Annotated in this window: 5 protein-coding genes; 2 read left to right on the top strand and 3 right to left on the bottom strand. The window is 71.0% G+C overall.

All coding sequences use genetic code 11. The features are described from left to right. Positions 1-100 precede the first annotated feature (100 nt). The 3 genes from ACFORO_RS44695 to ACFORO_RS44705 form a co-directional block, all read right to left on the bottom strand. Positions 101-1,156: a ParB N-terminal domain-containing protein gene (locus ACFORO_RS44695; protein ID WP_377896769.1), complete on the bottom strand. Its 1,056-nt coding sequence runs from the start codon at positions 1,154-1,156 to the stop codon at positions 101-103. Between the two features lie 831 nt (positions 1,157-1,987). Further along, a complete protein-coding gene (gene cysC / locus ACFORO_RS44700) occupies positions 1,988-2,587 on the bottom strand; it encodes an adenylyl-sulfate kinase (protein WP_377872548.1) in 600 nt (199 codons plus the stop codon). A 418-nt stretch (positions 2,588-3,005) separates the two neighbouring features. After that, positions 3,006-7,079 carry an amino acid adenylation domain-containing protein gene (locus tag ACFORO_RS44705; RefSeq protein ID WP_377872549.1) on the bottom strand — a complete coding sequence of 1,358 codons (4,074 nt, stop codon included), beginning with the start codon at positions 7,077-7,079 and terminating at the stop codon, positions 3,006-3,008. 313 nt (positions 7,080-7,392) lie between these two features. Between ACFORO_RS44705 and ACFORO_RS44710 the strand changes: the two genes are divergently transcribed. Both ACFORO_RS44710 and ACFORO_RS44715 read left to right on the top strand, forming a co-directional pair. Further along, entirely contained in the window at positions 7,393-11,955 is a 4,563-nt protein-coding gene (locus tag ACFORO_RS44710; RefSeq protein ID WP_377872550.1) for an amino acid adenylation domain-containing protein, read from the top strand. Then, the coding region (locus ACFORO_RS44715) for a condensation domain-containing protein (protein WP_377896771.1) at positions 11,952-14,328 on the top strand (2,377 nt) is incomplete at its 3' end. The genes ACFORO_RS44710 and ACFORO_RS44715, both read left to right, overlap by 4 nt.

Raw genomic sequence — 14,328 nt, forward strand, 5'->3', positions numbered from 1 at the left:
AACCAACCCGGTTTCCGATCCGGATACTCACGTCCGCAATCGATTAAACGCGCAGGTAATGCACCTTCTTCGTTTCTAGCACAAATCGGCCGCCCCGTCCTCACAACCGGTCCGCGGCGCGATTGCCTTCGAGCCGGCGGGCCATGGCGTCCCAGGTGCTGGCGCAGTGCCGGGCCAGCCGCGCCACCGCCGTCCGCGAATAGGGCGGCAGCCGGACGATCAGCCGCTCCCAATGGACCGAGGTCTGCGTGTGCAGGCTCAGCAGCCGGAGCACGGCCCGGCCCTCGACCGTCGCGCGCAGCGCCGGATCCCGCGCCAGCTCGCGGAGGTCCGGGAGAACCTCGCCGGGCACTTTCTTCACCGGCACGGCGACCGCTGCCGAGACCGGTGCCGAAATCGGCACGGAGACCGGTGCGGCCTCGTCGCCGGCGGGACCGGGCGCGCTCGGTTTCGCGACCCGCTGCTGCTTCGCCGGGATCGGCCCTTCGCCTGCCCTCAGCCGCCGTCGGACATCCCGCGCCGTGCTCAGCGCGATTCCCGCCTGGGCCGCGACCTCGCTCAACGGCGCGTCCGGACGACGGGCCAGCAGTTCCCCGGCCCGGAGGCGGCCGGCCCGCGGGCTGACCGGCCGCCTCCGGCCGTCCCGGCCGATCCGCTGGACGGGGACGTCCACGGGCAGCCGTCGGCGGATCGCCCCGACCGTCTTGTCGGAGAGACCCGCGATCTTCGCGATCCTCCGGTCGGACCACTGCGGGTGCGACCGGAGAATGCGCCCGGCGGCGGCCGCGCGATCGGCGTTCGACAACGGCAGGCCGTGCACCGAGTTCCGGTGCACGGCCACGACGAAGGCTTCTTCCGCGGAGCCGTCGAAGAACTGGGCCGCGATCCGGTCGCCGCCTCGCATGATCACGGCCCGGAGCCGGTGTATCCCGTCGATGACCCGCATCGTGGCCCGGTGCACGATGATCGGCGGCAGTTCAGTCGCCGATTCCGCCAGGTTACGGACGTGCGCCGCGTCGACGCCGCCGGTCCGCGGCGAATCGGCGGCGAGGAGGTCGGCCACCGCGATCATGACCACGTCCGGTTTCGCGGACAACGCCCGCTCGGACGGAAAACCGGACGTCCCGGTCACCGGCACGTAATCCTGTCCTGCCATGCCATCCCCTCCCCATCGCAGTGCGGCCGCCGTCCTGGGAACCGGTGCCGCCCGCAGTCGTGCTCGCGTCCTGACCCGGTGGAGCCCTGCGCGGCAGGGAGCGGTACTGCTCCTGATCCGGCGGATTTCACAGCACAAAAGAGCCGTTTCCGCCGTCGCGCGCTGCCCTGACCCCCGATACGACAACCATTCCCCCACGAGCCACCCAGTTCGGCCGAAGCGTCCGCAAAGCGGACAACGGCGACCGTACGACCATTACACTTGCTACGCCGCGGTCGCAGAACCTCTGACCGGGTAAAGATGGCCCGCCGGAAGACGAGCTTTGTGAAGAAATAGCACCTCCGATCCTCTCGTCACTCCCCCGACCGCTGGAAACTCGCCAAGGCCGGATGTCGCAGCTCCGCGCGCCCAAGGCGGCCTACGGTGCCCGTGCCACGCCGGATCACCCACCGGCGTGGCGCGGCGCGGGCGATGCCGACGCATCCCCGGGGGCACCGATGACGGCAGCCCCGCAGCTGGGCGCATCTCTGGCCGAATTGCGCCGGTCATCCGTACAACTGGTCCGTGAATTGAACCGGGGAATGCAGCCTGTCGGTTCAGAAACCAGTACGGCTGGTTGTGAAGGCTTCTTCCCCTGGAGACACGTCCTCGTTTCGCTGCCAAAGGCCCGTTGCGGTCGACTCGGCAAAGCCGTCGATATTGGATATATCCGGCAGCCGACCGCCGGCATCGGGGACAAGATTGCGCGCGAAACAGTGCTGGCCGAGCCCCAGGGGCGTGAACGTCGGCAGGGCGCTCGACGAGGTGGCGAACGCGCCAGGCTCCGCCCGGCTAGCCTGGTTTTCCTGCCGTTACCGGCAGCCAGGCCAGGATCGCGTCAGCGGCTTCCCCGGCTGAAAGCACGCTTGTGTCGACGTGGACGTCGGGATTCCGCGGTCGTTCGTACGGCGAGTCGATGCCGGTGAAGTTCTTCAGCTCGCCGCGCCGGGCTTTCCGGTACAAGCCCTTGGGATCACGTGCTTCCGCGACCGGCAGCGGGGCGTCGACGAAGACCTCGCAGAACTCGCCGTCGCCGACCAGTCCGCGGGCCAGTTCCCGATCCGCGGCGAACGGAGAAATGAGCGAAACGACCACGACGAGACCCGCGTCCACCATCAACGTCGCGGCGTGCGCGACGCGCCGGACGTTTTCCCGCCGATCGGCGTCCCCGAACCCGAGATCGCCGTTCAACCCCGCGCGCACATTGTCCCCGTCCAGCAGGTAGGTGTGCATTCCCCATTCGTGCAGCCGTTCCTCGAGGAGGTTGGCAATCGTCGACTTGCCCGCACCGGAAAGGCCGGTCAGCCAGATCACCAGCGGCTCGTGCCCGTTCAACCTCGTTCGCGCCGCCTTTCCGACGACGGTGGCCTGCCGATGGATGTTCTCGGTCATTTCCATTGCCCCCTCGGATATTTCGCTCGGTGCCGTCAGCCGGCGCTCCGGTTGACCGCATTCCCCGGAACCAGGATATCGGTGCCGCCCGGCCGACGGTCAAGCGCTTCCGCACTGCCGAAATACCGTTCCGACCCGCACGAATGAACAGGCGCCAATCCTGCACAGGAACTCTGTCTGCCCAGGATTGCGGGACGTTCGCCCGTTGGCAAGAGCAGCAGCAACCCCGAAATGGGAGCCAAGTGTTCTCGAAAACTGAATCGCAAACCGCTGGAAGGCGAACGATTTCTCGTTCGCGCCCGATCATCCGATAATCTCGGGCGGGACGCTGCTCAGGTTTCTCGGCAGAACTTCGGCCAGAGTCAGTCCGTAGCGTTCCGGAAGAAGGCAACTCCGCGCAGGCGTCGGGCGCTGTCCGCTATCGGCGGGCGCGGCGGCGCAGCGCGGGACGCGGTGCCTCGATCGGCCTCAGCCGCGTGGCCAGTCCCGCTGGGGTCGGCCGGTCGAAGAGATCGCCCAGCGACACCTCCGCGCGGAGCCGGTCCCGGATCCTCGTGATGAGCATCGTGCCGGTGAGGGAATGCCCGCCGAGGGCGAAGAAGTCGTCGTCCGCCGACACCTCGTCAAGTCCCAGTACGTCGGCGAAGAGTTCGCACAGCACGGTTTCCTCGTGACCCCGAGGCACCCGGCCGACCAGACGTGGCTCCGCCGCCGCAGCCAGCGCGCGATGGTCCAGCTTGCCGCTGGAGGTCAACGGCAAGCTGGGATGCGGGACGATCTCCGCGGGCACCATGTAGGCCGGCAGCGCCGCGGCGAGCCGCATCCGGAGTTCCCGCACAAGGGCTCGTACGGTGCGCGGTGCGCTCGGCGACTCCGGCGGGGTACCGGCACGCCGGACTCGCACCGGGTGGACCGCGTGCACCAGCCGCAACCCGGAGCCGGAAAGCTCCCGATCCTCGGTGACCTCGACCGCGAAGCCGTGCCGCCGAAGCAACGCTGCGGCCTGCTCGGCCTCCGCCGCTCCCGACACTTCCGCGACCACCTGGTCGATGCGCGCCCAATCCGCGTCTTCGACTCCGGCGAGGACTTCCAGCTCGCTCTTCTCGACGTCGATCTTCAGCAGGTCGACCCGTTCGATCCCGTTCGCGCGCAGCATCCCCGAGATCGTCACGACCGGCGCGGTCACGGTGACCGACTCGAGGCGGTCCGCGCGCACTTCCGCCTCGACGTCGTCGACGCCCGCCCGTCGCAGCACGTTCGCGACGTAGGTCCGCATCAGCCCGCGTTCGGTTTCGGCGTCGGCGTGGCGCCCGGAGAGGATCGACGCGTGCGGGTAGTACGTGAACTCCGCCTCGTCCTCGGGCTTTTCGCCGAGCGCCGAGCGGAACAGACGCGCATCGAGGCCGTGCAGCCGGGCGTTGGCCTCGAGCGCGGCGAACACCTCGGGCATCGGTTCGAACGCGTACACCGTGGGTCGACGGCACCGCGCGGCCACGTCGACGGCGAACGTCCCGATGTTCGCTCCTGCGTCGAGCACCACGGCGTCGTCGGGCAGCCGGACGCCGTGCCGCAGGTAGCCGCCGTCGTCCAGCGTTTCGCGATGCAGGAACTCCGCTTCCGCGGCACTGGGACCGACCAGCGCCACGTCTTCACCAGGTTCCCACAGGCCGAGCCCGCCGGGCAGCTGCCTGGCCCGCAGCGCGACTACTCGCGCCAGCAGCGGCGCCTGTGCGGGGTCGACCGTGACGTGCGCGACCAGCCGCTCTCGCGGGCCGCCCGCACCGGCGATCGCGACGACCGCGCGCCCCACCGCGGGGTGCGCGGCAAGCACCGCCTCGATCTCACCGGGTTCGACGCGGAACCCGCGCAACTTCACCTGCCGGTCGGCCCTGCCGAGGAAATCGAGCTCGCCGTCCGGCAGGAACCGGACCAGGTCGCCGGTCCGGTACATCCGCGCGCCCGACGGCCCGAACGGGCAGCCGACGAACCGTTCGGCAGTCAGGCCGGGCCGGGCGTGATACCCCTGCGCAAGGCAGTCGCCCGCGAGGTACAGCTCTCCCGGCACGCCCGCCGGCACGGGCTGCAGGTACCGGTCAAGCACGAACGTGCGGGTGTTGTCGATGGCCCGGCCAATGGGGACGGACCGGGTGTCCGACGCCGGCCGGTGCTCGTGGAAAGTGACGTCGACAGCCGCTTCGGTCGGCCCGTACAGGTTGTGCAGGGCCGCACCGGGCAGCGACCGCCGGGTGCGCGCGGCGAGTGCGGGATCCAGGGCTTCGCCGCTGCAGATCACCAGCCGGAGGGACGAGCACTGGGCCGCGTCGGGACTCGCCGCGAAGGCGTCCAGCATGGACGGCACGAAGTGGGCGACGGTGATCTGGCGCCGGGTGATCACCTCGGCCAGTGCCACCGGGTCGCGGTGCCCTTCCGGGGCAGCCAGTACCAGGGTCGCGCCGGCGACCAGCGGCCAGAAGAACTCCCACACCGACACGTCGAATGTGGCCGGAGTCTTCTGCAGGACCCGGTCCGCGCTGGTGAGCCCGTACTGCCGCTGTGTCCACAAGAGACGGTTCACCACAGCACGGTGGGACACGGCGGCTCCCTTGGGGAGGCCGGTCGAACCGGACGTGTAGAGGACGTACGCGGGTTGTCCGGGCGGAACCGCGATCGCTGGCGGCCCGGCGGGTCCGGCCTCGGTCGTTTCGTCGGACACCATGAGCTCGGCTAGGCCGCCGGGCACGACACCGGCTGTCTCGGCGGTCACCAGTGCAACGCGCGCGCTGGTCTCCGCCGCCATGTGGCGCAACCGGTCTGCCGGCAAATCCGGGTCAAGCGGCACATACGCGGCGCCAATCCGCATGACCGCGAGCAACGCGACCACCAGTCGCGCCGAGCGGGGCACGGCGACCGCGACGACTTCGCCCCCTCGCACACCTTCGGCGAGCAGTTGCCGGGCCAGCCGGCCGGATGCCGCAACCAGCTCGGCATAACTGACTTCCCGGCCGTCCTCGTCGGCGAGTGCGAGTGCGTCCGGGGTACGCGCGGCCTGTGCGTCGATCAGGCCGGTGACCGTGGTTTCGGGGATCCGGCGCTCCGGGCCGGCGCCCTTTGCCAGCAGCGCCGCGCGGTCTTCTCCGGTCAGCACCGCAAGCCCGGACAGCGGTGCCGACGGCCGCGACGCGACCGCGGCCAGGATCCGTTGCAGTCCTGCGGCGAGCCGCCGGGCCGACTCCTCGTCGAACAAGGCGACGTCGTACCCGATCCGGCATTCGACGCCGGCCGGGGCACCGCCCGGACCGCGCCGGTCGGCGAACGAGAACAGGAGGTCGAACTTCGCGACGCCGTGGTCGACCGGCTCGTCCGCGACGGTCGCGCCGGGGAGTGCCCAGTCGCCGCCTGCCGGGCCTGTTTCCGTGTCGAAGGTCAGCATCACCTGGAACAGCGGGTGGCGGGCCGCCGAGCGCGGCGGGTTGACCCGTTCGACGACCAGCTCGAACGGGACATCCTGGTGGTCGAACGCGGCGAGGTCGGCGGCCGCTACGGAGCGCAGGAAGTCGGCGAAGGCACCGGAATCCGGGAGCTTCGTCCGCAGCACCAGCGTGTTGACGAAGAAGCCGATGGAGTCCGCGAGCTGCTCCTCGGGCCGGTTCGCGACCGGCACGCCGACGACGACGTCCTCGCCAGCGCCGAACCGGTGGAGCAGCCACGCGACCGCGGCGTGCAGCACCATGAACAGCCCGGCACGGTTTTCGGAGCCTGCGCGCATGAGCCCGGCGTGCACGTCGACGGGCAACCAAAACGTCGTGCTTCCGCCGCGGAACAACGGAATCCGCGGCCGCGGTCGGTCAAACGGCAACGGCAGTTCCGCGGGCGCGTCCCGGAGGAAGTCCGCCCAGAACGCCAGTTGCGTTCCTGCGAGCGACTGGGGATCGGCGGGGTCGCCGAGCAGCTCCCGCTGCCACCGGGCGTAGTCCGGATAATGCACCGGCAGCGGTGTCCAGGCCGGCTCTCCCCCGTCCCGCCTGGCCGCGTACGCGCGCGAAAAATCGCGCGCGAACGGCGTCATCGACCAGCCGTCCGCTGCGATGTGGTGAAACACCACAACGAAGACATGAGCGGTCGCGGAAAGGCGAAATAAACGGGCCCGGACCGGCATTTCGGAGACAAGATCAAATGGCCGGGAGATGAACTCGCGCAGCGCATCGTCGAGTGACGCTCCCGGCTTTGCGCCGCACACCTCGAAAGTCTCGAATGTTCGGTTTCTGGCCGCGTCGGCGGTGAGCAGAACCGGCTCCGGACCGTCACCGGTATGGCGGTACAAAGTCCGCAGAATCTGGTGTCGCACAACGACATCGTGCAGGGCGGCCGGGAATGCGCCGACGTCGACGGCACCGGCGAGCCGGATCGCGAGCGGGATGTTGTAGCTGGCGGAACGCCTGTCGAGCAGGTAGTGCACCCACAATTGCTGCTGTTCGAAAGACAACAGAGCCACCAAGATTCCCCCTACCCGGCGCGACCTTGGCTCTCCCCTGAACGCGACGCCGGCGAACCGACCATAGACACCGGCGGGAACAGCCGTCAAGGAACGCCGGCGAGCACAATTGCGCGATGTATGCGAGGCGTATATTCGGGATTGTCACCCACGGACGACGTTGCTATGGTGGCGGAGCATTGGTCAGCGACCACGACGATTTGCGGTCGTATTGCGCGTCGGCACCCAGGTCACCGTCTTCTCCGGCGGACCGGGTTAAGGGGAGTTCTGCGAACAAAGCGACGCACAGAACCGCTCGGGGGAGGTTCAACGAATGCGCACGCGCGGGCCGGACCACACTGAGGCCATGCCGTTGCTGGCCGGCCAGATGGGCGTGTTCCGCGCGCAACAGCTGGAGCCCGGCGACCCGTTCTACAACTGCGCCGAGTACGCCGACATCCGCGGCGAACTCGACCACGACGCGTTCGTGCGGGCGCTGCGCACCATGGTCGGCGAAGCCGAGTGCCTGCGCCTGGCGTTCGCGCCGGACAGCGCCCGCCAAGCCATCACCGAACTGGCGGACTGGTCGCCGGAGACCGCCGACCTGTCCGGGGCCGCCGACCCGGAAGCCGCCGCGCGCGAGTGGATGCGGCGCGACCTGCACCGCCCGGTCGACTGGACGCCGGGCCGCCTCTTCACCGAGGCTCTGCTGAAACTGGGGCCGCACCGGCACTTCTGGTACCAGCGCATCAACCACGCGCTCGCCGACGGCCTCAGTTTCGCGCTGCTCGCGCAGCGCACCGCCCGGATCTACCGCGGCCTGCGTGCGGGTGCGGACACGGGCACTCCCCTGCCGCCGCTCGAAGGCCTTCTCGCCGCCCAGCGCGCCTACGACGGTTCGCCCGCCGCCGAACGGGATCGCCGCTACTGGCTCGACCGCTACGCCGACCTGCCGGCCCCGGTCGACCTGGGGCGGCGGCCGTCGGCAGTACGGGCGGACTTCCACCGCACCGAACGCACCGTGTCCGCGGCCGGTTTCGCCGAGCTCCGCGAGTTCGCCGCCGAACACGGCTCCCGGTGGCCGGTCGTGCTCACCGCGGCGGTGGCTACGTGGTTCGCCACGCGCGGCGGGACCGGGGAGGCCGTGCTCGGGCTTCCCGTCTCCGGGCGCCCGGCGAGGGCGCTGCGCGAAATCCCCGGGATGATGTCGAACATCCTGCCGTTCCGGGTTGCCGTCGATCCGCGGCAGCCCGCCGCCGCCGTGCTGGCGAGCACCTCGGCGGAGCTCAACGGCGTTCTGCGCCACCAGCGTTTCCGCGGCGAGAACCTCTACGCGGAACTCGGCTGGCCCGCCGACCGCCGCCGGTTCTTCGGGCCGCTGCTCAACATCATCCCGTTCCCGTGGAACGTCGACTTCGGCAACGGACCCGCCGAGATGCGGAACCTGGCCACCGGCGCGGTGGACGACCTGTCGATCACCGTCTTCCACCGCGGCGACGATTCCGGGCTGGAGTTCTACTTCGACGCTCACCCCGAGGTGCTCGACCCCGCAGCGCTGGACGAGCACGCGGACCGCATCGTCCGCTTCCTCGGCGAGTTCGCCCGCCCGGGCACCGGACGGGCGGTCGCGCGCCTGCCGGTGGTCGGCGATGCGGAAGCCCGCACACTCCTCGGCCTGGGGACCGGGCCGCGACGCTCGGCCGGCAGGTCGCTCCTGCCTGTCATGGCGGCAGCGGCCGCGGCGCGTACTCCGGAAGCCGCGGCGGTGCGCTGCGCCGGCCGGGTCCTGTCCCATGGGCGGCTCGACCAGGACGCGAACCGGCTCGCGCGGCTCCTGGCCGCCCACGGCGCCGGACCGGAGTCCTTCGTGGGCATCCGCCTCGACCGCGACGAATCCCTGGTGACCGCGGCACTGGCCGCGCTGAAGTGCGGCGCGGCCTACCTGTCGCTCGATCCCGCCTACCCCGCGGCACGGACCGCGTTCATCATCGAGGACGCCCGGCCCGCGATCGTCGTCACGACCGCCGAGCTGGCCCCGACGGTCCCGGACGGGACACCCCTCCTGGTGCTCGACGACCCGGACACCCGGGCCCGGCTGGCGGACGCGGCCGGCGACGTCCTGACCGACGCCGACCGGGTCGCCGCGCTGCGGCCCGACCATCCCGCCTACGTCATCTACACGTCGGGCTCGACCGGCCGCCCGAAGTGCGTCGTCGTCCCGCACGGGGCGGCCGCCGATCTCGTCGAGTCCGCGATCGAGGAGTTCGGCTCCGCCGCATGGCAGCGGTCCCTTGCGGCCACGTCGCTCAACTTCGACCTGTCGTTCTTCGAGGTGTTCCCGGCGCTCGCCGCAGGCGGGTCGGTCGAGATCGTCCCGAACATGCTCGCGATGACCGAACGCGAACACGCCGGCTGGGCCGGTTCGATCCTGGCCGGGGTTCCCTCTTCGCTCGCGGGCGTGCTCGCCGCCCCGACCGGGCCCCGCCCGGGCATCATCGTGTTCGGTGGCGAGGCCCTGCCCGCGCGGGCAGTGGCGGACGTCCGCGAACGCCTGCCAGGCGTCCGGATCGGGAACATCTACGGCCCGACCGAGGTCACCGTCTACTCCACGCTCTGGCGGGACGACGGCGCGGAAGGCGATCCGCCGATCGGCAGGCCGATCGCGAACCGCCGGGCCTATGTGCTCGACTCCTGCCTGCGGCTCGCCCCGCGCGGTGCGGCAGGCGAGCTGTACCTCGGCGGCGCTGGGCTCGCTCGCGGATACCTCGCGCGGCAGGGACTCACCGCGAGCCGTTTCGTGGCGGATCCGTTCGGGCCGGCGGGCGAGCGGATGTACCGCACCGGCGATGTCGTCCGATGGGACTCCGCAGGACGGCTGGTGTTCCTCGGCCGAGCCGACCACCAGGTCAAGATCCGCGGTTTTCGCATCGAACTCGGCGAGATCGATGCGGTCCTCGCGGGCTGCCCCGGCGTGGCCAGGGCAGCGGTCGTGGCCCGGCAGGACGGCGAAGGGGATCCTCGGCTGGTCGCGTACGTCGTTTTCGAGGACGGCGCGGCCCGTACGGCCGACGAGCTGCGCGCCCACCTCTCCGCGCAGCTTCCCGACTACCAGTTGCCTGCGGTGTACGTGCCGCTCGACGTAATGCCGCTCAACCGCAACGGAAAGCTCGATCGCGCGGCCCTGCCGGCACCGGACGCGGCCGGGACCGGTGGCGCCATTCCCCGAACGCCGCGCGAGAAAATCCTGGCCGAGATCTTCGCCGACGTGCTCGGCGTCCCGGAGATCGGCGTGGACAAGGATTTCTTCGAGGCAGGCGGAGACAGCGTCCTCGCCATCCAGGTCAGCTCCCGGGCCAGGGCCGCGGGCATCTCCTGCACCCCCACCGATCTGTTCCGGCACCGCACGATCGCCGTGCTCGCCGACGTCGCCACCGCGTCCGCCGAGCCCGCGCCTGCTCCGTCGAGCGGCGTCGGCCGCGTCCAGCCCTGGCCCATCCTGTGCTGGTTGCGCGAACGGGGCGGCCCGATCGACGGGTTCGCGCAGTCCGTCGTGCTCCGCGCGCCGGCCGGGCTGACCACTCAGCGGCTCACTGCCGTGCTCGGCGCCCTGGTGCGCCACCACGACGCGCTGCGCTTGCGCCTGAACGGCCCGGACGTGGTGGTCGCCGCGCCCGGGTACCTCCCCGCGGACACGGTCCGCCGGGTCGACGCATCGGACAGCTCCGACGAGCGGGCATTCGCGGCCCTTGTCGAACGGGAAACCGCGGCAGCCCGCGCGGAACTCTCTCCCGCCGAAGGCGTGCTGCTCCGGGCGGTGTGGTTCGACGCCGGCTCCGGCCGCGGCGCGGTGCTCCTGATGGTGCACCACCTCGCCGTCGACGGCGTGTCTTGGCGGATCCTACGGGACGACCTGGAGTCGGCGTGGGAAGCGGCGAGCGCCGACTGCGAGCCGATGCTCGCCCCCGTCGGCACGTCCTTGCGGGAATGGTCGAACCGGGTCGCGACCGACGCTTCTTCGAACGCCCGGGCACGCGAACTCCCGCTGTGGCGGGCGATGCTCGGCACAACGGGCGAACCGCTCGTCCCCGGCCGCGACACCACCGCAACCGCGGGGCGGCTGAGTCGCCTCCTCCCTCGGGAGCGCACCGCCCCGCTGCTCACCACCGCGTCCGCTCGGCTGGCCGCAGACGCCGCCGACCTCTTCGTCACCGCGTTCGCGCTCGCCATCCTCGACACCTCCGACGACGACACCGTGACCCTCGACCTCGAACATCACGGGAGGGACGAGGACGGCGCCGACCTGAACCGCACCTTGGGCTGGTTCACGACGCTCCACCCTGTCCGGTTGGCCCTTCCCGGAGCCGACCTCGCCGACGCGCTTTCCGGCGGCCCTGCCGCCCTCGACGTCGTGCGCCGGGTCAAGCGGCAGCTGCGGGAGATCCCCGGGCACGGCCGGGGTTTCGGCAGGCTGAAGTACCTCGGCGGGCCAGCGGGAGCGAGCCTGGCCGGGCACCCGGGTCCGCGATTCGCGTTCAACTACCTCGGCCGGTTCCCGAGCCGCGACGGGGATTGGCAGCCACTGCCGGGATTTGGGGCGCTGCGTGCTCACGCCGACGCGGACATGCCGCTGGCCCACGCGGTCGAGCTCGACTGCTACGTCGCGGACGGCTGCGAAGGCAGTGAGCTGCACGCGCACTGGCAATGGGCAGCCGAAGCGGTCCCCGAGGAAACAGTCCGCGCGCTGGCCACCCGGTGGTTCGACGCACTCGACGGCCTGCGTGCCGCCGCCGAAGCCACCGATGGAGCCGACGCCCGCACTCCCGCGGACTTCACGCACGCCGGAATCACCCAGAACGAACTCGACCGCGTCCGCGAGCTGTGGAGGGCCACCGAATGACGACGGCAAGGGTCGCCGACATCCTGCCGCTCACCTCGACTCAGCAGGGAATGCTGTTCCACAGCCTGTACGACACGTCCGGTCCGGACCTGTACGCGTTCCAGATCGTCCTCGGTCTCGACGGCCGGCTGGATGCCGCCCGGCTGCGCGCCGCGGGCCAAGCCCTGCTCGACCGGCACGACACGCTGCGAGCGGGCTTCGTGCACGAAACCGTCCGCGAGCCCGTGCAGGTCATCGCTGCCGAAGCAACGCTGCCGTGGGCGGAACACGATCTTCGCGAGCTCGACGCGGACGCCCGGGAGGCCGCGATCCGGCAGGTGCTCGCCGAGGACCGGGCGCGGCGCTTCGACCTCGCAAAGCCGCCGCTGCTGAGGCTGACCCTCATCCGGTGTTCCGGCGACCATCACGTGGTCGTGCTCACCAACCACCATCTGCTCTACGACGGGTGGTCGCTGGCCATCCTGCTGCGAGAGCTGTTCCGGTTGTACGCCGGGGAGCCGCCGGCGGGGCTGCCGCGGCTCGTTCCCTACCGTGAGTACTTCGCGTGGCTCGGAAAGCAGGACGGCGCCGCCGCCCGGGAGGCGTGGAACGAGGCCGTCCGCGATCTCGAACCGACCTTGCTCGCGCCAGCGGCCAGCCCGGGCACCGCGCCCGAGGTCCGCGAACACGAACTCGCCCTCGACGAACCGGCCACCGAGGCGCTGATCCGGCTCGCCCGGTCCGCCGGGGTCACCCTGGGCACCGTGTGCCGGGGCGCGTGGGGAATCCTGCTGGCCCGGCTGACCGGCCGCTCCGACGTCGTGTTCGGCACGACGTCGGCCGACCGTCCGGCCGGCCTCCCCGGGGCAGCGGACATGGTTGGGCTGTTCATCACCACTCTGCCCACCCGGATCCGCGCCGCGCCGGCGGCGACCGCGCCGGAGCTGTTCGCCGACCTCCAGCGCACCCAGGCCGAGCTGCTGCCCCACCAGCACCTCGGCCTTCCCGAGATCCAGCGCCTTGCCGGGCGCCGCGACCTGTTCGACACGCTGGTGGTCTTCCAGAACTACCCGCTCGACGAGGACGGCCTCGCCGCCGGATCCGGGCTTCGGATCCGGTCGCTCGCGGGTCAGACGAGCACCCATTACCCGCTGAGCCTGACCGTGTTCCCCGGAAAACGCCTTCGCCTGCAGGCGAAGTACCGCACCGATCACTTCACCGAAACCGAGGCCGAGACGCTGCTGGCACGCTGGGCCCGGCTCCTCGCGTCCCTCGGCTCCGCCCCGGACGCCCCGCTGGCCCGCCACGACATCCTGCTGCCGGGCGAGCGAGAGCGGGCGTTGACAACAGTCAACGACACCGGCGAACCGCGGCTGCAGCCCAGCGTCCCGGAAATGTTCGCCAGATCCGCGCGGGCACGCCCGGAGCACGCCGCGCTCGTCGCCGGCGGCCCCGCCATCGCATACGGCGAACTCGCCTCCGATGTCGATGCGCTGGCCGCGCACCTGGTCCGCCACCACGGGATCGGGCCGGAGACCGTCGTGGCGTTGCTGGTGCCGCGATCACCCGCGTTCGTCACCGCGGTGCTGGCGGTACTGCGCGCCGGGGCCGCGTATCTTCCCCTCGACCCCGCCTACCCGCGGCGACGGCTCGCCCACATGCTCGGCGACGCCGGCGCGCGGGTCCTGCTCAGCACCGCGGAAGTCGAGATACCGGAGACCGACGTCCCGGTCGTCGTTCTTGGGCAGCCGTTGCCGGTCGCTCCGGAAGGCGGCTTCCCGCCGCCTCAGCCCGGCCACGCCGCGTTGCTGATCTATACCAGCGGCACGACCGGGGTTCCGAAGGCCGCTGTGCTCACCCACGGCGCGCTGGCCAACCGCTTCCGGGGAATGCAGGAAGAAGACCCGCTCACGGCCGCGGACCGCGTGCTGCACAAGGCCGCGCTGGGATTCGACGCCGCGGCATGGGAGATTCTCTGGCCGCTGACCCACGGAGCGACGGTGGTGCTGGCCGAACCGGGCGACGAGCGCGACCCGGTGCGGCTGGCCCGCACCATCGAGCGCGAATCGGTGACGCTGAGCCATTTCATCCCGTCGATGCTGCGGGAATTCCTCGACGCCGTCGAGGGCGGCCGGTGCCCGTCGCTGCGCAGGGTGCTCTGCGGCGGCGAAGTGCTGACGGCGACCCTGCGGGATCACCTCTTCGAGAAGTTCGACGTCGCGCTGCACAACCGGTACGGACCGACCGAAACCGCCATCCACGCGACGCACCACAGGGTGGACCGGACCGAGGAGGCGGTCCCGATCGGCTCGCCGGTCCTGGCCATGCGGGCCTTCGTGCTGGACGGGTTTCTGCAGCCGGTCCCGCCCGGCACCACCGGAGAACTCCACCTCA

The organism is Amycolatopsis halotolerans (genome assembly GCF_042647905.1).
GTDB classification, from domain to species: Bacteria; Actinomycetota; Actinomycetes; order Mycobacteriales; family Pseudonocardiaceae; genus Amycolatopsis; species Amycolatopsis halotolerans.

Bases quoted from the DNA above. Each gene is read 5' to 3' on its own strand.
- ACFORO_RS44695 (WP_377896769.1), bottom strand. From the start codon at position 1,156: ATGGCAGGACAGGATTACGTGCCGGTGACCGGGACGTCCGGTTTTCCG.
- cysC (WP_377872548.1), bottom strand. From the start codon at position 2,587: ATGACCGAGAACATCCATCGGCAGGCCACCGTCGTCGGAAAGGCGGCG.
- ACFORO_RS44710 (WP_377872550.1), top strand. From the start codon at position 7,393: ATGCGCACGCGCGGGCCGGACCACACTGAGGCCATGCCGTTGCTGGCC.